12 protein-coding genes and 1 other annotated feature are annotated in these 20,645 nt (G+C 41.7%); of the genes, 7 read left to right on the forward strand and 5 right to left on the reverse strand.

Annotation, left to right across the window (positions count from 1 at the left end):
- Nucleotides 1-29: 29 nt before the first annotated feature.
- Entirely contained in the window at nucleotides 30-1,814 is a 1,785-nt protein-coding gene (glgB, locus tag QVO88_RS09745; protein ID WP_022288289.1) for a 1,4-alpha-glucan branching protein GlgB, read from the reverse strand.
- Between the two features lie 187 nt (nucleotides 1,815-2,001).
- Between glgB and QVO88_RS09750 the strand changes: the two genes are divergently transcribed.
- A complete protein-coding gene (locus tag QVO88_RS09750; protein WP_022288290.1) occupies nucleotides 2,002-2,562 on the forward strand; it encodes a TetR/AcrR family transcriptional regulator C-terminal domain-containing protein in 561 nt (186 codons plus the stop codon).
- Nucleotides 2,563-2,681: 119 nt separating this feature from the next.
- Here QVO88_RS09750 and QVO88_RS09755 read toward each other — a convergent pair whose 3' ends face one another.
- The 3 genes from QVO88_RS09755 to galT are packed head-to-tail and all read right to left on the reverse strand — an operon-like array spanning nucleotide 2,682 to nucleotide 7,568.
- Nucleotides 2,682-5,201, reverse strand: coding sequence for a YfhO family protein (locus tag QVO88_RS09755; protein ID WP_022288291.1), 2,520 nt, complete (start codon nucleotides 5,199-5,201; stop codon nucleotides 2,682-2,684).
- Nucleotides 5,188-6,051, reverse strand: a complete 864-nt coding sequence (locus QVO88_RS09760) for a PIG-L family deacetylase (protein ID WP_288177977.1) — start codon at nucleotides 6,049-6,051, stop codon at nucleotides 5,188-5,190. Before QVO88_RS09760 ends, QVO88_RS09755 begins: the two co-directional genes overlap by 14 nt.
- An 11-nt stretch (nucleotides 6,052-6,062) precedes the next feature.
- On the reverse strand, nucleotides 6,063-7,568 hold the full coding sequence (gene galT, locus QVO88_RS09765) for a UDP-glucose--hexose-1-phosphate uridylyltransferase (protein WP_022288293.1): 1,506 nt from the start codon (nucleotides 7,566-7,568) through the stop codon (nucleotides 6,063-6,065).
- A gap of 288 nt (nucleotides 7,569-7,856) precedes the next feature.
- Nucleotides 7,857-8,090: a binding site (T-box leader), on the forward strand.
- 89 nt (nucleotides 8,091-8,179) lie between these two features.
- Here galT and QVO88_RS09770 point away from each other — a divergent pair.
- On the forward strand, nucleotides 8,180-9,850 hold the full coding sequence (locus tag QVO88_RS09770) for a 2-isopropylmalate synthase (RefSeq protein ID WP_022288294.1): 1,671 nt from the start codon (nucleotides 8,180-8,182) through the stop codon (nucleotides 9,848-9,850).
- An 85-nt stretch (nucleotides 9,851-9,935) separates the two neighbouring features.
- Here the strand turns inward: QVO88_RS09770 and ppk1 are convergent, their stop codons facing one another.
- Nucleotides 9,936-12,080, reverse strand: coding sequence for a polyphosphate kinase 1 (gene ppk1 / locus QVO88_RS09775; protein WP_022288295.1), 2,145 nt, complete (start codon nucleotides 12,078-12,080; stop codon nucleotides 9,936-9,938).
- Between the two features lie 759 nt (nucleotides 12,081-12,839).
- Here ppk1 and QVO88_RS09780 point away from each other — a divergent pair.
- The 5 genes from QVO88_RS09780 (at nucleotide 12,840) to QVO88_RS09800 (ending at nucleotide 20,625) form a co-directional block, all read left to right on the forward strand.
- Nucleotides 12,840-13,283 carry a MarR family transcriptional regulator gene (locus tag QVO88_RS09780; protein WP_022288297.1) on the forward strand — a complete coding sequence of 148 codons (444 nt, stop codon included), beginning with the start codon at nucleotides 12,840-12,842 and terminating at the stop codon, nucleotides 13,281-13,283.
- 9 nt (nucleotides 13,284-13,292) lie between these two features.
- The gene (locus tag QVO88_RS09785; RefSeq protein ID WP_022288298.1) at nucleotides 13,293-13,487 is read left to right on the forward strand and encodes a DUF6472 family protein; all 195 of its coding nucleotides are present in this window, start codon (nucleotides 13,293-13,295) and stop codon (nucleotides 13,485-13,487) included.
- A gap of 517 nt (nucleotides 13,488-14,004) precedes the next feature.
- Nucleotides 14,005-14,241, forward strand: coding sequence for a hypothetical protein (locus QVO88_RS09790; protein WP_022288299.1), 237 nt, complete (start codon nucleotides 14,005-14,007; stop codon nucleotides 14,239-14,241).
- A complete protein-coding gene (gene lepB, locus QVO88_RS09795) occupies nucleotides 14,228-14,830 on the forward strand; it encodes a signal peptidase I (protein ID WP_022288300.1) in 603 nt (200 codons plus the stop codon). Before QVO88_RS09790 ends, lepB begins: the two co-directional genes overlap by 14 nt.
- A 44-nt stretch (nucleotides 14,831-14,874) precedes the next feature.
- Nucleotides 14,875-20,625, forward strand: a complete 5,751-nt coding sequence (locus QVO88_RS09800; protein ID WP_022288301.1) for a Cna B-type domain-containing protein — start codon at nucleotides 14,875-14,877, stop codon at nucleotides 20,623-20,625.
- Nucleotides 20,626-20,645: the final 20 nt, after the last annotated feature.

Below are 20,645 nucleotides of genomic sequence, written 5' to 3' on the forward strand. Positions count from 1 at the left end.
AGTATTTTATGATTTTTAATATTTTTTTCTCATTCTGTGGTAATTATAACGCTACTGAGAGGTGCGAGTCTGAGTGGCAGCTTATAGTTTGTGGTATAAAGACCGCTGTTTATGCAGTTTGATCCACTATAAATATCACGGTCAGAGTTGAGAAGCTCTTTGTAGGCTCCGTTTTGCTCGACCTTCAGGATATAGTTCTGATAGCTTCCAGAAAAATTGAACACCATATAAAGCGTCTTGCCGGAAGGGTCGCTTCTGCGGTAGGCATAAATGCACTGATTTTTGTTGTCTGCGTCTATCCAGCGGAAAGATGTGGAATTATAGTCGGACTTATACAGTGCAGGCTGTTCAAGATAAAGCTTGTGGAGTGCTTTCACATACTCGTGTAATGAATCGTGTATAGGATATGTGAGCAGATTCCAGCCCAGCTCTTTTTCATCACGCCATTCAAGATATTCGCCAAGCTCGTTGCCCATGAAGTTGAGTTTCTTGCCAGGGTGAGTGAACTGGAAAGTATACAGTGCTCTTATGGTAGCAAACTGCTCCTGCTGACTGCCGAACACCTTATCCACCATGGTTTTCTTGCCGTGAACTACCTCGTCGTGGGAGTAAGGAAGAATGAAAAGGTCATTATAGAAATAACTCATGGAGAAGGTCATTTTATTGTGATGATTTCTGCGTTCAAAAGGCGGAGTCTTTATATAATTGATGGTATCGTTCATGAAGCCCAGATCCCATTTATAGTCAAAGCCAAGACCGCCGAACTCAACAGGGGCAGTTACCTTTGTGTAGTTTGTGGAATCTTCTGCAAAAAGCATAACGTCAGGGTGCATTTTCTGAATGGCGTAATTAGTGTTCTTCAAGAACCATATACCGCTGTCGTTCACAGCGTCATCAGTGTGGCCGTGACGATAGATAAGGTTTGCAACTGCGTCATATCTCAATCCGTCAACATGATATTTTTCTATCCAGAAATTAACTGAGGATTTTACAAAGCTAAGCACATGAGGCTTTGTGTAGTCAAACAGGGCAGTACCCCACTCGGAGTATCTGTCATACTCATTGTCGCTTTCAAAGAGGAAGCTTCCGTCATATATGTGCAGGGCATAGAAATCACGGACAAAATGTACGGGTACAAAGTCCAGAATAATGCCGATATTTTCCGCATGACAAGCGTCTATGAACTTCATAAGCCCTCTAGGGTCGCCGTAACGGCTGGTTGCGGAGAAATATCCCGACACCTGATAGCCCCATGAGCCGTCATAAGGATATTCCGTCAGTGGCAGAAGCTCGATATGGGTATAGCCCATTTCCTTTACATAAGGTATGAGCAGGTCTATCATTTCTTCATAGGTGTAAAAGCGGTCGGTTTCTTCTTTTCCCTCTTTTATGCGCCACGAGCCGAAATGCACCTCATATATGTTCATAGGCTTTTCATAGCATTTGTCACGCTTTGAGAGCCATTCTTGGTCATTCCAGCTATAGCTGTCGATATCATACACCACAGACGCATTTTTCGGTCTTACCTCGCTGTACACCGCAAAAGGGTCTGAGCGGTAGTGCTTTTCAAGAGTAGGCGTTGTGATAACATACTGATAAATGTCACCCTCTTTTGCAGGGCGTTCAACGCTCCATACCCCACGTTCATCGCATTCCATAGGGATAATATCTCCATTAAGGCAAAGCTCTACCTTCTTTGCATGGGGCGCATAGGTGGAAAATCTTATGCCGTTCTCTATTTTTACTGCCCCCAGGGCTTCATACGCTCTACAGCTTTGACCATTTATAAATTCTGTGATGATATTGTTTTTCATGCCGTTTCCCCCTGTGAAAAATATGATAATGATAAAATATTTATAAAAAGTTATTGAAATTTCATAAATTTATGATATAATAAAAGTTGGCGCGAATTGTCTGCTTTTTTGACATTAATTCAGCTTAGTCTGATTTTTCCTCAAAAAAGACCTTTTGTCGTTATGAATCTGAAAGGAATGTAGTTAAATGTCAAGCTCTGCGATAACCAAAAGTGCTTTGTGTGATTCACTGAAAAAACTCTGCGAGCAAAAACCCTTTGATAAAATATCCATATCCGATATAACAGGTGAGTGCGGTCTTAACCGCCAGTCTTTTTATTACCATTTTCAGGATAAATATGAGCTTTTGAGCTATATCTATCTTCACGAGCTTTTCGCTGATATCACCAAAGGCGTAAACTACGACAACTGGTATGAGCGTCTTGAGGGATTTCTCGTAAATATGCTCAAAGACAAGCGCTTTTACTCAAACACGCTAAAAAGCAACGAAAAGATATTCGAGCATTATCTTTTCAGAAGTATGCACAAGCTGTTCATCAGATTTTTCTATCACGCTGTTGCTATAACCAGAAAGCGTTCCGATAAGGCGAAGTTCTTTGCCGATTTTTATTCTCATGGCTATTGCGGAATAATAATAGATTGGGCAACGGGCGGAATGAGAGAAACTCCACATGACGTAATGCTGAAAATGCGTGAGCTTGCATACGAAAATGTTACCATTGGTGAGGGATTCAGACAGAACCTTTGACAAAAGTCACACAATCACTCTGTTATTTTATCATATTTTATGTAATAAGTGAATAGACAAACCTAAACATACGACAAAAAAAGCGACAGATCCAGATTTCTGTCGCTTTTATTTTTTCCCTACTTTGAAGCTTTTGATTTTCTTCTGTCAATAATAACGCATACTATGAATATCAGCAATCCTGCCCCTGAGAGAACTATGCCCTCGTGGAGCAATGGTGCGGTAAAGGTTATCTTTATGCTGTGGCTGCCTTTTGGTATCTTGAAACCAAGGAATGCAGTGTCGGTCTTTTCACACTGCACCTCTTTGCCGTCGATCTCAGCGGTGAAGCCGTCGGTATACGGAATGGAAATGGTGAAATAGCCGTCATTTTTAACGTCTATAGTGCCGTTTATCACATCTCCGTGAGAGGTCTTCTTGTCTATCATGAACGGGTCAACGTCACGCACAAGGCTGTCTTTGTCGATGACATAACAGCGAACGTTGGTTATCTCATACTTGCCGTCAGAGAAATTCACTTTAACGCTGTCTGCACTATAGTCCTGACCTGTGGTTATGACATATTCAAAACGTCTGTTATTATTGTAATACTTCCAATCAGGTGCAGTGAGCTTGTTTTTATTGCCGTTTATGGACACCCAAGCGTCCTTTCTGCCACCCTTTATATCGTTGTTCACATTGAAAGATACAAACATTATCTCATTGTTCGTGAGCGTTTCGGGAAGCGTTATCTCCTGAGTGAAAGGCTTTTTAGCGTCAATGGTGTATTTTCCCCATTCACGCTTTATCTGGTCGCACTCTGTAAAGTTGATGGAGCGTACCTTTTTGATATCAGATGAAAATGACTTTTCCGTCTTATCCTCAACTATTATATTATTGAAAAGAGCTTCCACTGAGTAAGGATAATTCAGGGAATTATATTCTTTTCTGCCGATAAGAGCATTGGTAGCATATCCGAAAGGCAGAACGTCATTGTTTTCATAAAGTGAAAGGCTTCCGCTCTCTTTTATCTTCTTGTAGCCTGACACTGCCTTTACTGGGTCGTCAGTGATAAGATACCTGTTTGAAAAATACATATCAGCAATAAGGCTTCGTGTCTGAGTGGTCAGGGAAGTGTTGCGGTATGAATTTTCGTTGTATATCTCGCTGTAATAAAATTTGTTGTAATCTTTATTGTGCAGTGAGGAATATATTGACATGGTGTAATAATCTGCATTATATATCATATTCACTGTGTTCACTTCGTCAACGCAGTTTGAAGTTCTCGATATCTCCTCTTGCGAGCCGACATAATCTGCAAGTGTATTCATATCACTGCTGTTATCATATTCAAGCTCTCTTAAAGGCACAAGCTCGTCTGCAAAGTTTGCATATACTGTGGATACCACGAGGCAAAGGGACATTCCTATATTAAGTATGAACTCTTTTTTGCAACGTCTGTATACAAACAGGCTCGACATAAGCACAACAAAGTCAAGGATAATATAAAACTCCACTTTTTTGGTGGTCTTGAACCAGAAAACTCCTGCCAATGCAACTAAAAGGGTTATCACTGCAAGTGGTTTAAGCTTTAGCTTTCCTCTTATTATATCAAAATAGGTGTGTCCGAAAAGGAGCATACCAAGAGGAAGGAAAGGTATAAGAACTTTCGGGTCAACATACAGTGTGCCGTTTAACATATAGACTATTATAGGGCAGGTGGCTATTACCATCATAACGATTCCGAGAAATCTTCTATAGCGTTGTTTTGAGAACACCGCCGATATTATGCTAAGCACTGTGAAAAGGCAAAGCCCCATTGAGTAGTGATAATAGAGCAGGAATTTCAAGTTTACGCCTGGTATGAACGACTTGAGATCAACATGGCTGTTGCCTGCCTCTCTGCCTGAGAGCATACAGTGCAGTGTCGGCAGGATAAGCACACACGCCATTATCACTGCTAGGATAAGCCTGAAAGCGAATGCTGTTCCGTCTTTGCAGAACTTCTTGAAAGTTGGCTTTTCATTTATTTTCAGCCAGCGGTAAACGCCATACACTGCCATTGCCGCAAGACCCGACACTGCAAAGAAATAGCTTGTCATGAGCATCAAAAATGCCCAAAGCGTCACCATGTATTTTCTCTTGCCCTCAAAATAATCCTCGATAGCCATAAAACCTAAAAGCAGGAACGGCATATAATTCACGAACATTATGTGCCTGTGACTGTGGAAGATAAGGGGCGCTGAAAAGAGAAACACAAAGCTCAGTGCAAACGCTGTGTTGTCTGTGAATTTCTGACGCATCCATATATAGAATATCCACAGGCTTGCTATAATGCCTATTATGGATACTATCTGTATATAGGTGGACATTTTCACAAAGGGCAGAAGATAAGAAAAAAGTATTATAGGCGAATAAAGCCCATAATATGACAGATTATAGATGTTCTCGCCACAACCTATGTTCGGGGCAAAGGAGGGAAAAAAGTCCCCTGTTTTGTAAAAGAGCTTTCTGAAATAATCAGGGATAGCATAGTGCTGTCCGCCCCAATCAAGCTCAGAGCCATAGGCGTATTTAAACCTTGTGAGCGCAAGGACAAACAGAAGATATATCCCCGTAAGCACACAAAGATGTATTATATTTTTCTTACTGAGCTTCATTCACAGCCACTCCCAACGCAGTTGCAGTTTGTTTTTTCATTTCAGGGTGTTCGCTGTAGCGTTTATACAGCGTCCAATCCTCATAATAAGCCATATGCCACAGCTTGTCTACAGTTTTCTTTTGAGAGGTATACATATCCGCAAGCTTTTTCTTGAACTCGTATCTCTCTTTTGATATCTTTGGCAAAGTGTTGCCCACCACTTTCAGACGGCTAGCCTTGTAATACTTGCCAAAGCAGTAAAGGTCGCACTGGATATCGTTCTTATCGTATATCTCAGTGACGTAATTATGCACGTTTACATGGTGGATATGACCATATTCGCCTTTTTGATTATGCACAGCTATAAGCTTCCAATCCTTGCAGGTCATTATCTTTTCAAGGTCAGATTCGATACCGTCCTTAACAAGCGCCCAATCGTCACGCTTGCCCCTGACTTTATCAGGATATTCAAGCATTATACACTCGTTGCCCGAGGCAGTCACCACGTCCTTGAACTCCTGAGAACGCACCTTATTTCTTCCGTTTGTTACACACACAACAAGATAGCCTTTATCATAAAGATGTCCTCCGCCCCAAAGCACTTCGTCATCAGGGTGAGCCACTATCATAAGCTTATCAGCCTTTGATGACGAAGCAAGCTGTAACTGTATGGCGGATATAGGCGTAACGTTATAAGCCTGATTGATCGTATCTCTTATATGCCTTTTGTAGCCTAAAAACCACAGTGTGCCTATAAAAATGACTATTGCCAGAATTATTGCTGTTTCCTTTATATGCCGTCTTGTAAATCTGAGCATAAAAATGCCCGCACCCTTGCAGGATCTCTTCTGCGAGATATGGGCGTTCACCTCTTTCTTTATTACTTGTTGTTCACATAGTCTATAAATCTTTCAAATGCAGCTTTTCCGTCTTTGTTTCTCTTATAAACGCCTGCATGTTCGAGCACCTTTGCGAACACGATGCCTATTTCTTTCTGCAAGACCTCGTGAACGTTCTCGGCTGTTATATTGTTTTTCTTTGATATCTCCTCAGCCCAGTCAGCGTGTTTTTCTATCAGCTTGTCACGGCGTACACCCTCTGTTCCCTCTGTGACCAGAACCTGAGCAAGCTTCTCCATTTCGCCTTTAAGTCTTGACGGAAGCACTGCAAGACCCATTACTTCGATAAGACCGATATTCTCTTTCTTTATATGATGAAGCTCCTGATGGGGGTGATAAACGCCAAGAGGATATTCCTCCGTTGTGATGTTGTTTCTAAGCACAAGGTCAAGCTCATATCTGCCGTTTCTCATTCTTGCAATAGGTGTGATAGTGTTGTGCGGCTCGCCTTCAGTTTCAGCGTAAATGAATGCTTCTTCGTCGGTGTAGCCTCTCCAAGCTTTGAGTATCTTGTCAGCAAGGTCAACGAGAGCGTTTTTGTCCTCGCTGTTTATTCTGATAACGGACATAGGCCATTTAACGATACCAGCGTCAACGTTCTCAAAGCCTTTGAAAACTATCTTTTCTTCAACAGGAGCTTTCTCCATGGCAAATGTATAATGACCGCCCTGAAAATGTTCGTGCGAAAGGATAGATCCGCCAACGATAGGCAGGTCAGCGTTTGAACCTATGAAGTAGTGCGGAAACTGTCTAACAAAGTCAAAAAGCTTCTCAAATGCCGAACGGTCTATTACCATAGGAGTATGCTTCTTATTGAAAAGGATACAATGCTCGTTGTAATAAACATATGGGGAATACTGAAGTCCCCAGTCTGTGCCGTTTATTTTAAGGGATATAACACGGTGGTTCTGTCTTGCAGGGGAGTTCACTCGTCCTGCATATCCCACGTTCTCATAGCACAGCAGGCACTTAGGATATCCCGACTGCTTTGCAAGCTTTGCCGCTGCAATGGCTTTCGGGTCTTTTTCAGGCTTGGAAAGATTGATAGTTATATCAAGGTCGCCGTACTCTGTTGGAGCTATCCAGCGCATATCCTTCTTTACTCTGTATCTTCTTATGTAGTCCGTGTCCTGCGAAAGCTTGTAGAAATAGTCAGTTGCGACCTTTGCAGACTGGTGGTTGTAAAGTCCCCAGAACTTTGTGTCTACCTCTGACGGTCTTGGAGTAAGAAGCCCCATGAGTTTTGTGTCGAAAAGATCTCTGTATACAATAGAATTTTCTGTAAGGCCCTTTTCCACAGCGTAATCGAGAAGCTCTTTGAGAGTGCTTTCAAGGTCAACGTCAGAAAACTCCTCCGCTGGTTCGTCATATTCCTCAAGGTCAAGGGCTTCAAGAAGCCTGTTTGTGGTATAAACTCTGTCGCTCTCCTCAATAAGTCCGCTTTCCAGACCATATGTTACAAGCTTTTTAATGCTTTCAAATATCATGTTATAGATCCCCTTTTGTACAAAAGTATGAGTGGTAACCCCCCTCAGCCAGCATCTATTATTATAGACCATTGCTTATTCTTTGTCAACCGACAGACAGGCTAATTAAGATACTTTTAAGCATTTGAAAAGCGTAATAAGAATATTTTAAGATTATTTTGCAGGGGACGCCAGCCCCTACATTTAACGTCAGGGAAAACGATTTAGCACCGAATATTAACAAATTGTTAAATCGACAATTGCCCTATTGACAAAAGCGGGAAGTATGGGTATAATAAAAACAATATGACAAAGGCGTTGACAGGAACAAAAGCAAAGTTCTGACATTACAGAGAGCCGTCGGTGGGTGCAAGACGGTATGCGGAATTTGTGATAACTCGTCCCCGAGCCTGAACGGTGAAATCTTATTAGCCGCTCACGGGTTCTCCCGTTATAGAGATACGCATTGATAGATGCGGCTGAGATATGCGGTGTGAGCCGTATATGAATGAGAGTGGTAACACGGCAAAGCTCGTCTCTCCTTTTTGGTAGGAGTGGCGATTTTTTTTATGCCCTTTTCCACATCACTATCAAAATAATTATCGGCTTTATATTTATAAGGAGGATCTGACATGAAAAACGTAGAAAAGTATGAGAGAGGCTATTATATGCCTCCTGTAAAGTGCATGAAGTGGGCTGAAAAAGAGTATGTTGACCACGCACCAGCATGGTGCTCTGTTGACCTGAGAGATGGAAATCAGGCTCTTATCATTCCTATGAGCCTTGAAGAAAAGCTGGAGTTTTTCACAAAGCTCGTTGAGATAGGCTTTAAGGAGATAGAGATAGGTTTCCCTGCCGCCTCTGAAACAGAGTATGAGTTCTGCCGCACACTTATTGAGAAGAACATGATACCTGATGATGTTACTATTCAGGTGCTTACACAGTCAAGAGAGCATATCATAAAGAAAACATTTGAAGCTATCGACGGTGCAAAGAACGCTGTTGTCCACCTTTATAACTCAACATCTGTTGCACAGAGAGAGCAGGTTTTCCGAAAGTCTAAGGAAGAGATAATCAAGATAGCTACAGACGGTGCAAAGCTCTGTAACGAGTATAAGAAGCACGCAAAGGGCAATATCGTATTCGAGTATTCTCCTGAGAGCTTCACAGGCACAGAGCCTGAGTTTGCAAGAGATATCTGCAACGCTGTTATCGACATCTGGCAGCCTACACCTGATAACAAGGTCATCATCAACCTTCCTGTAACAGTTGAAATGTCAATGCCTCATGTTTATGCTCAGCAGGTAGAGTATATGTGCGACACTCTTCACAACAGAGAGAACGTTATAGTTTCACTTCACCCACATAATGACAGAGGCTGTGCAGTGGCAGACTGCGAAATGGGTCTGCTTGCAGGTGCTGACAGAATAGAGGGTACTTGTTTCGGCAATGGTGAGAGAACAGGCAATGCCGATATCGTTACTATCGCACTTAATATGTACACTCACGGAGTTGACCCTAAGTTGGACTTCTCAGATATGCCTGCACTGGTAGAGCTTTACGAGAGAGTTACAAGAATGAAGGTTTATGACAGAAGCCCATATTCAGGCGCACTTGTATTCGCTGCATTCTCAGGCTCACATCAGGACGCTATCGCAAAGGGCATGAACTGGAGAAAAGAAAAGAGCTGTGACAAGTGGACAGTTCCTTATCTTCCTATCGATCCGCATGACGTTGGCAGAGAGTATGACGGTGACGTTATCAGAATAAACTCGCAATCAGGCAAGGGAGGAATAGGCTTTATCCTCCAAAATCAGTTCGGCTACGATCTTCCAAAGAAGATGAGAGAGGACTTTGGCTATAAGGTAAAGGCTGTTTCAGACCACAAGCACAAGGAGCTTATGCCTGATGAGGTCTACAAGATATTCAAGGACGAGTACCTCAACAAGTGCGCACCTGTTGATATTCCTGAAGCACACTATGTTCAGAAGCAGAATGGCACTATCTGCGCCGCTATTACAGCTTCAGTAAACGGCGTAACAGACGATCATACAGCAGAGGGTAACGGACGTCTTGACTCTGTGGCAAATGCTATCAAGCAGGCTTTGAACTTTGATTTTACCGTGGAAACATACACAGAACACGCTCTTGAAAGAAAGTCAACATCTGAGGCTGTTTCGTATGTTGGAATTTCCTGCGGTGATAAGATGTATTGGGGCGTCGGCAGACACTCAGATATCATCGTATCTTCTATCAAGGGTCTTGTTTCAGCTATCAACAACGCTTTTGCTGACAACAAGTAATAAATAAAATTTAAGGGACAGGCGAAAGTCTGTCCCTTTTTTTGTACAAAAAATGCAGCCATATAGAATATGACCGCATTATATATTATTTCTTTTTTCTTCTGAAAAGCCTTTTGAGCCAGCCTAAAAAGCCCTTTTTCTCCTTTTCAGGTTCGACAGCCTTTGAATCATTAACAGGAGCAGGCTTTGGTGCATTGGCGTATGCTTCAGCGTAAAATCTGCTTTGTGCGTCAATGGCGATATCTCCACGCTCTGCACGGACATATTTTCCGTCAGGCTGCATTATCCTTGCTTTTACGTTGTCCTGCATCTGGGTGTCAAAAATATCGAGGACACGTTTTTTTACTTCTTCACTGAGGATAGGTGCGGCGACCTCAACTCGCCTTGTGGTGTTTCTTGTCATATAGTCTGCGCTGGATATGTATACCTTTTTGCGAACACCTGTGCCGAAAATATATATCCTTGCGTGTTCAAGATATCTGCCCACTATTGAGCGTATCTGCACATTGTCAGTAACGCCCTCCACACCTGCAACAAGGCAGGATATACCTCTTATAACAAGCTCTACCTTCACGCCTGCCTGAGAACATTCTATTATCTTGTCCATAAGCACCTTATCAGTAAGAGAATTGAGCTTTGCGGCAACATATCCCTCACCGCCTGCTCTTGCAATGCTTATCTCATTATCCATAAGCTCCACTACCTTATTTTGCAGACAGTGGGGAGCGACCATAAGTGCCTTTGAGCTTTCCACAAGCTCGCCCATTGACAGCGTTCTGAACACCTCGCAAGCATCCTGAGCAATGTCATTGTTTGATGTCATAAGGCAAAGGTCGGTATAAAGCCCTGCGGTCTTTTCGTTGTAGTTTCCTGTACCCACCTGAACAGTGTACTTTACGCTGTCACCAACTTTTCTTGTAATAAGACAAAGCTTTGAATGGACTTTAAGTCCCTGCGGACCATACATTACATGACAGCCTGACTCCTCCAACAGCTTTGACCACCCTATATTGTTTTCCTCATCAAAACGTGCTCTCAGCTCTACAAGCACAAGCACGTCCTTGCCATTTTCTGCGGCGTTGCACAACGCCTTTATGACCTTGGAGTTCTTCGCCACACGATACAAAGTCATTTTGACAGACGTAACGCTATCGTCCTTTGCCGCCTCGTCAAGGAGCCTGATAAAAGGCTTTATGGACTCATAAGGATAGTGCAGGAAAAGATCCTTTTCGTCTATCTGCTCTATCATTGACCTTGACGGGTCTATCATCGCAGAGGGCTGCGGCTCCTGCTTCGGAAAAAAAAGCTCTTTTCTGTCTGCCACCTTGTCAAACACAGCGAACACATAGGACATATCAAGGGGAGTTTTCTCCACAAAGACTTGCTTTTCTGAAAGCTCCAACCTTGAAAGCAGTTCGTTTAGCACAGTGTCGGATATTTGCTTTGAAAGCTGCAATCTTACAGGACAAAGGCGTTTACGCTTGTTGATAAGCTCAGACATATTTTGTCTGAAATCAAGTTCCGAGTCAAAGCCCTCGTCAACGTCGATGTCGGCGTTTCGTGTCACTCTCATAAGAGCCTTTTCTTCTATTTTATAGCCCTCAAATGCCTTGTCGGCATAATGGAGAATAAGCTCCTCTACAAGGATATAGCTTATGCACCCCTCGTCATCAGGAAGAAAGATCACACGCTGGAATTTCTCGTTACAGCTAACTATACCCACTGTGACGGCAGATTTTGAAGCGAGTTTTGCAACCGCATAAATACTTTGATTTGCAAGAAACGGGAAAGGGTGTCTTTTATCGATAATAAAGGCGTTAAGAAACGGCTTGACCTCATAGGCATAATAAGCTTCAAGAAATTTCTTATCCTGTTCAGTGAGAGCCTTTATGTTTTTATGTACTATATTTTTAAGCTCCAGTTCCTCGCAGATAGCTTTGTATGTCTTATCTTTTATTGGTATAAGCTCATGAACACGCTCAAATATTGCTGAAAGCTGTTCAGATGGACGCATTTTGGACTTGTTGTCTTTATGATCGTCGTCCACAAGCGAGGAATCATAAAGTGAGCCCACACGCACCCTAAAAAACTCGTCAAGATTGCTTGCAAATATCGACTGAAAAAGCAATCTTTCAAGAAGCGGTGTAGCACTGTCCTGAGCTTCTTCAAGAACTCTCTCGTTAAATTTAAGCCATGATAACTCTCTGTTATCGTAGACCTTGTTATTCATATTCTTATTTCTCCTAACTCCTATCGTAAGAAAGGCATCTTATATCATACTGTATTATTATACCGCCAAACGCATATGATGTCAATGCAGGTGCCGTAAAAAGCTTGTAAAATCGCCATAAAGCAAAAAAACTCCCGCCCGAAGGTAGGAGCAGATCGTCTTGAAGATCAGATCCCAATATATTCCTTAGCGGTCTGGCATATATTAGCACAGTTATTCGCAAGGACGCTGTTGTCTTGTGGCAGATTCGGCAACATGATAAGCCAAAAAAGAATGAACACTATTATAAGCATAAGCGTAGCACCAGTCAAAAGTATCAAGGCGGCTGAACGCTTTGATTTCAGTGTTGTATGTACATCGCTGCACACTTTCTCGGCGGGCTGTGCATTTTCTTTTTCCTCGTTAGGAATACGTTTTTCTTGCTCTTTTTTACACTCAGTACACAACATATACTTTAAACCTCCATAATCTATTTTTACTTCATTAACTATTATACCACATTCTTACCGTCTTGTGTTAAGCTGGCAGCTATAATTTACAGAAATTTCGACTGAACTTTTTGTAAATTGGTAAAATTCTAAAACTTGCCATGCGCATATAATTTATCTTCATAAACAAAACCCCTAAAAGAATAACTTAACAAAATCAAATATTGATATATTTCTGCTATTGACAAATGAGAAGCGTATGTTATAATTACTGTGTGTGGAAAAATCAACGAAAATACGTTATAATTAGCTTTATGTGGAGGAAGTAAAAATGGTAGACAATGTACGTCGTGAATGTATCATGTCAATGTATGAGATATACCCTCTCAGCAGAAAATTGGTATTTGATACGTTTGATAAGAAAAAGTATGATATAACAAGAACTCAGCAGATAATAATGCTGTCACTATGTATTGAGGGAACGCTCACAATGTCACAGCTTGCAAGCAAGATAAACACTTCTAATGAGCAGGCAACAAGGGCTGTGGCACAGCTTGTTGACAAGGGCTTTGTTATCAGAATGCAAAACCCCGATAATCGCAGAGTTATCAACATCAGGCTCACTGACGAAGCTATGCGCTTTATGGAAAAGATGAAAAACGAGATACTTGATGATATACTTGGTAAATTTTCCAGCGTTTCAGATAGTGATATGAAAAAAATGAAGGACGCACTTGTATTTATAAATAGTATACTTAAAAAGGTGCTTAAATAGGAGGCTGTTATGACAAAGGCAAAGAAAATAGTCAGCCGTTGCGAAAGCTGTGTGAATTACGTTTTTGATGAGGATTGTGAATGTTACTGCTGCATGGTCGATCTTGACGAGGACGAAGCATACAGATCAATGAGCGACAGCGAATATAGCTGTCCATATTACAGGCTTGATGATGAATATGCTGTTGTGAGAAAGCAAAATTGATGATAGATCGGTGAATACATGAAATTTGCCGATTTTTTCTTGCTTTATCGAACGTGTAAAGTTCAGGAGCTTGTCAATATAGATGTGTAAAGTTTATTTACTTTGCAGTGAACAGTTGTCGTTAAATAAGGACCAATCTGGGGCTGAATTAATATTTGGCTAATGATAGAAATTTATTTATCAAAGTTTACAAAATATTAATAAATACAGTATTAGTATACAATGTTAAAATATTGACTATGCAGGTTGCTATAATCAAAATAGGAAAGATTTTTTGGGGGAAAGTTGCAATTAGCGTAAAAACGCAGGTTTCGTATTGTTTCATGTTCAAGGCTAATAAATATGCCGTTTTATCATCTGCCGGCACTATAAAAATGATAAATCAATATTGTGTAAACTATCAGTATATTTATATGTAATAAAATACAAATATGATATATTGTGGGATTGACAAATGGAAAATCAAGTGATATAATACTTGTAATTATATAGGCATACTGCGTCGGAGGTGAGGCTTTTGAAGGATAAGGCGCTTGAAAAATTGTCAAAAAATGAGCTGCTCGAGTTAATGCTTTATCTACGAAAAGAATATGATAAGCTTAACACAGAGAATGAAAAGCTTCTTCAAAAGCTCGAAGATAAAAAAAGTATCACTGACCGACTTGACAGGCTGGAGCGGCAGGTAGCTGCACTGACAGGTCACAAGCTGGTTGTTGAGCAGCCGGTAGTGGAGGAAGATCATGGCAGCAGATAGCAAGAACGAGGTGTTAAAAAAACCTGAGCTTCCTGATGTCCAGACACTTGAGCGGGTGGTAAAAAAGCATCATGAAAGGCGGGAATATCTGAGGATACTCCGCAGCACCGTGGCGTCGCTTCTTGTTGTGGCAGCGGCAGCAGTGATCATATCAATGTTATTTTTGCCTGTTTTGAGAGTAACGGGTACAAGTATGACGCCGACTTTGCATGACGACGAGCTGGTGGTGTGCAGAAAGCGTGGAAGCTTTCAGAAGGGCGATATAGTTGCGTTCTATTATAACAATAAGATACTGTTGAAACGTGTTATCGCTACAGCAGGAGATGTGGTGGATATCAAGGAGGACGGTACTGTTATCGTCAACGGAAAAACCTTGAATGAGCCGTATGTTGACGGCAAAGCTCTGGGAGAATGTGATATCGAGTTGCCTTATCAGGTGCCTGACGAGAGAATATTCGTTATGGGCGACCACAGATCTACGTCTGTTGACAGCCGTACAAAGAGGATAGGCTGTATTGCTGAGGAAGCAGTGCTTGGAAAGGTCTCACTGAGGATATATCCTTTTAAAAGGATAGGCACAGTGGACTAGCGTTTATCATAAATAGTGTATAAATTCGGAGGGAGTGATCCGTTTTGCAGAATTTTAACGGTAAAGTTCGGCAATATCTAAAAGAAAATGAAAGGAAAAAACGCAGCCGCTTGTTCGGTGTGGTGCTGTCTGTAGTTATGACAGTGTCGGTGCTGGCAAGTCTTGTTATGCCTGCAATAAGTGCCACTGAGGGTACTTCCGTGGCAGGTGGAGATGTTTCCTATAACGGCGGAAGCTATTCTTATAAGGATGCGAATAGCGTCACGATAAAATCCTATGATGCGGTCGGTTCAGGAAAAGACCAATCTAAAAAGATCGAATTCAATGTAGAATTTGATTTTGACAAGGGCGAAATGACCAATAGGTATATTTATTTCCCTATCGACGATAATGTTAGCCTGCCCGAGGGCGGTATACCGTCAGACGGAACCTGGGGCGATGTCGAGGATACTCACTTCGATGAAGGACATGGAATTTCAGGTAAGTACAGAGTCGACGAGATAGATGGAAAGAAGTATCTTTTTATTGAGTTTGACGAGCGATATCAACATAAAAATGAGAAGGACGCTATAAGCGGTAAGGCAAGCTTTGAGGGTAATGTAAAGCGTAAGGATACAGATACAGGTGATAAGACCACTGTTGAGATAGGCGGTCAGACGGTTGAAATAGACGGTTTTACTCCGCTCACTATGTCTGCCATAAAGGACGCAAGCGAAACTGCTGACGGAGTTAGGTGGACTATCACAGTGGACAATCCTGCAAAGAAGCCTCTTGACAGGATCGAGGACGAGCTTTTTAAGGATGCCGTTGACGGAAGCTTCACTGTTTCACCTGAGGGTGCAGGAAGCTATGACGCGTCAAGCGGAAAGTTTGTTTTCAGCGATGGATTCAGCGAAGAAAATGTTACCATAAGCTACACGACTCCATATCCTACAAGCGACCCGAATTTCGTTATGTCAGGTAAGGTGGAAAACAAATCCACCACATATGATAAAGACGGAAATGGAGTAAAAGCAGATAAAACTATTTATTCTGAGTCAAAGAAGGATAAGATCTCAAAAACAGGCAAGAATGTTGACTACGACAATAACGAAGTCACATGGGAAATTGTTGTAAGCAACCCTAGCGGTGCAGACCTCAAGGGCTATCACCTTTATGATGAAGCATTCCCTGATGCAAAGCCAGGAAGCTTTGCACTTAAAGCTGATGATGGTTCAGATGTAAAGTACACACTTAATGGAAACACGCTTACGTTTGACGATAAAACAACAGCGTCAAAAATTACTATCGAGTATGTGACAGCTATCGATCCTGACAAGGCGGAAACTACAAATACAGTTAAAATGCAAAGACCTGATAAAAGCCAACCATGGTCTGATATCACATCAAGTGAAACTGTTTATAATAGGTATCAGATATCAAAAAGTGGTTGGATAGATAATAACACGTTAGGTATACTCAAATGGGAAGTAACTGTTAAATGTAATGACAAAAATTCTACCCTTAAAGGCAAGACAATAACTGATAATATGCTTAAAGCAGGACAGATTGTCAGCATAAAGGTTGGAAATGATACCTTTGATGCAACAGTTGCAAGTGACGGTGAGCTTGTTTTGCCTGACAGAATAGGTGACAATAACGAGGTAGTTATTTCCTATGAAACAAAGGTTGCTGACTATGATCTTGGCGACCCTGACAGCAATGGAAATTATGCAGTGAAAAATACTGCAGGTATTGACGGATTCCATTCTGACAAGACAGTTTATTATAAGCCTGTAAACGAGAAGTCAAAAACAGTTCTTGACATTTCTCAGGACGGAAGCAGTGTTACATATAAGTGGCAGGTAGAGGTCAAGCAGACAAACGGTTCCTTTAGGGGCAAGACTATAAGCGATATAATGAACGCTACGTCAAATGATGGCAAGTCAATAAAGAGCGTTCTTGACACTGATTCCATTATCATGTATGTTCAGAGAAATGGAACAGGAAGCTATGAACCGCTTGACAGTTCAAATTACACTGTAGTACCTAATGACGACAACACTTCGTTTGAGATAAAGTTCAATGATAGTGAAGAATTTGACAATATAAACCTTGTGCAGATACAGTATAGCAGTACCGTAGATGTAACAGGTCTTGACGAAGGTACTATTATAAATGTAAATAACAAGGCTACTTATAAAGGTGAAATATTCGAGCCTAGTGCAGATAAGACTAAGTTTACTATAGGCGACAGCTCCAAAGCGCCTTATGAAAAGTATGACGCTGCAAGCAGTGTAGCAGGCGACACAGTGCATGATCTTAGCAGCCTGCCTGTTGTTACTGTAAATGGTGTTGAGTATTACAGGTTTGATTGGCGGCTTGATATCAACAAGGACGGCACTTATAAGCGTAACGATAATGTCGAGATCGTGGACACGCTTCCGGCGGGAATGATATTCTACGAGAACAAGGATTATCTCAAGTATTCATTTGGAAATAGTTCTGATAAGTATGATTTTGCACAAACAAATCAGTTTGAATATTTCTATGATAAGACAGCCAATACAGTAACTTTCAAGACTGCATGGAATCAGCAGGACGCTTGGACAGCTTACTACAGTACACTTGTAAAGGTCGATGATGTTAAGAATGGTGTTTACAAGAATGGTACTGCAGCGTTCAAAAACACAGTTCAGGATAAAGCTGGAAAATATCCGGAGAGAAGCCAGACGCAGACAGTTAAGGAAAAGAACTTGAAGAAAACTTCTTCTCCGAAGTCCACCGGCTGTGAGATAACTTATACCATTGATGTTAACCCTAAAAAGCTTAAATGCTCAACAAACGGAATGATAACTCTCAACGATGTTATCAAGTGCGGAGGCACGGCTGTAGTTAAGACAAAGGACGCTCAGGGTAACGTTCAGACAAAAACGGTAAGCATAAATGGCAATTCCGCTGTTGACATGGATCTGAAGTCTATCAAGGTATTTGACGCAGATACGGGTGCAGAGCTTGCTGTGAGTGATTACAGTTATGTGATATCAGATCCGGAGGCAGTTGACAGCACAGTTTCTTGCAGTGCAGATGTTATTACCAACGAAAAGGGCAAGTTTATCGCTAACTTTATTCCAAGTGAAAGTATTGTTGGCGCTAAGGGTACTATTGATCTAACTTTGCCTGAAGGCTACGAAACCGGAAATATAAAGAGTTACTATGTGGCTTATGGCTATATGGACGGCAACAGCTTCAAAGAAGTAAAAGCCTTTGCCAACAAGAGAAGCGAGTGGTCAGATTTTGGCTCAAGCATATCCGTCCCTGTGGAAGAGGTTTCTTCTGAGAAGGCGGGCGGTGTTTTCAGAGTCGAATATGAATACAGGGATAGCAGCGGCTTTTCAAACACTGAAGTCAGCAATGAAAAAATGCTTTCGGCTGTAAAGTGTTCCGCACTGACTGCGAAGACACGAGATTTTGTAAAGAAACTTGAAATAAACGTTCCAGATCAGCGTCACCTGAAATTAGTTTACGTTTATACAGGAAGTCCTGCAAATGATGAGGACGCTGAGAACGATGGCTATAAAGTCCATGTGTTCAATAATATATCATTTGACACAAACGGCTCTGCTGTAAATGACAGTGAAGATAATGATTCCGAGTTTGAGTTGATAAATCAGTCAAAGGCGTCATCAACAACTGTTGAGCCATTTAAGCTTATGAAGGTAGACAGCGGAGACTATAGTATTATGCTTAAGGCTTCTTTTGAGATCTACAGATACACTAAGCTGGAAAATGGCACATACGATTGGCTCCCGGCAGTAGATTTCAAAGAAAATGCTGCGAAAGACAGAAATTCAGTTATCTGGGGAAGTTCGGCGCAGGATAAGGCGCAGACATTCAATGTAAATGCTGACGGGTCATACAACCTTGACCTTGAACCTGCCGCAGGCACCGGAAATACTGAGGGTCATCTTTATAAGCTTATAGAAAAGCAAAGTCCAGAGGGTTATCTTCTTGACGAAACTCCTATATATTTTGCTTTTAAAGTGCGTCCGGCTGTAGTTCCAAGTGAAGTCGGTGAGGACGGATATCAGTTCGTGAAGAACGGAGATATGTTCAGAGTAACAAATCTGCTGAAAGAGTTTAAGATAACTGCAAGCAAGGTTTGGAGCGATGGAAACGGCAATCATTCGGCAGAGAGCGTAAAGTTTCTTCTTGGCTCGTCTACAACTAAGGTTTTAAGCGGTGTTCCAGATGATATTCAGTGGGGCAGTGCTGAGGTAACTCTTAACGAAGCTAACAATTGGAAACATGAGTGGACAAAGCTTCCTGGATATACAAAGGTCGGCAATGATTACAAGCAGCTTTACTACTATATCAAAGAGATCGATCTTGCAACAGGATATGAGGCTGTATACAGTGCAACGGCAATGAGCAAAAACACTGATGTTACAGTTACGAACGTCAAGGGACTTAACATTACGAAGGAATGGCGTGATGAGTTAGGAAACAAGCTTGCTGACAGTGAGCTTCCTGCCGGTATCGACAAGATCGAGGCAGATGTTTATGAGTCCTCTGTTGCACCAAATTCAGCCTCAAGAGTGAATGGAGATAACGGAATACCAACAGATTGCAAACTTATAAAAACTGTTTCTCTGGAAAAGTCTAAGAATTGGACGGTAACTCTTGACGGCCTTGACAAGGACAAGTATTACTATGTTCTTGAAAAGAATATACCTGACGGCTTTGGCGTTACGTATACTTATTCAAATAACGGCAGTGCCACGGGCTTTGATACGATCGTCAATACCAAGAACCCGCAGAAGGTAGAAAATATGGATGTTCGCCTGCAAAAGGCATGGTCTGACGGCGATAGCAATACCCATACCAATGATAAGGTAACGTTCAATATCTATAGGTCAACAAATAAGGCTGATGTGCCTGAAAAATATAACAAGTTTACAGGCACAATGGATAAGGGACAGAATGTTAAATTCAAGATCCTTACAAGCAATGGAACAGAAATGGCTCAGAACGGAAGCTTCGCCTCTGAGTATGCCATGTATGGCTCGGCTAAGTTCAGTTTTGATATGGCAAAGTCATGGATAAATATCGGTGAAACTGAGGGACGTGTTAGAGTTCTTGACAGTTCAGGAGCTGTTCTGGCTGACATCTATAAGTCAGGTGAAAATTGGGTGGACGGCAAGCCTATACCTATGTGGAGCGGTGATAGCAAGTATGTCAGCGTTAGTGATTACGTTACACCGTCTTGGGACAAGAGTCAGTTTGTTCTGAATCTGAATAATATCACTTCAGATATTACTGTTGAACTTACACTTAAGGGCGATAGTGGCTGTTCATATGCAGTGACAGCTAATGAACTTGGCACACCTGAGAAGACGAACGTTACACCTGTTCCTAATAAAGATGCGATACCTAGCGGTGAAGTATTCTTGTGGAAGCAGATAACGCTCACGGCTGATAACAACTGGTCAAATGCCGTTTCTCTTGAAAAAAATGACATCAAGGGCAATAAGTATTACTATTGGTTTGAGGAGATAGAAGTGAACGGTCAGCCGATAAGCACATCGTCATACAAAGCTTACTTCAGATACAATGGCTCAGAAAATGAGAATTGCATTGATATGACAAAGAACGGTGATCAGTATGTTCAGGTCTATAACAACTCTGAGGAAACCTTGGGAGAGCTGCCTGAAACAGGCGGCATGGGTGTTATCCCATTCGTGGCAGCAGGCGGAACAGTCACTGTTGTTGCAACAATACTTTTAGTTACAAAGCGTCGCAAAAAAACGCTGTAAATAAACCAATATGAAAGGAT

Origin of the sequence: Ruminococcus sp. CAG:57 (assembly GCF_000435935.1) — a bacterium.
Lineage (GTDB): Bacteria > Bacillota > Clostridia > Oscillospirales > Ruminococcaceae > Hominimerdicola > Hominimerdicola aceti.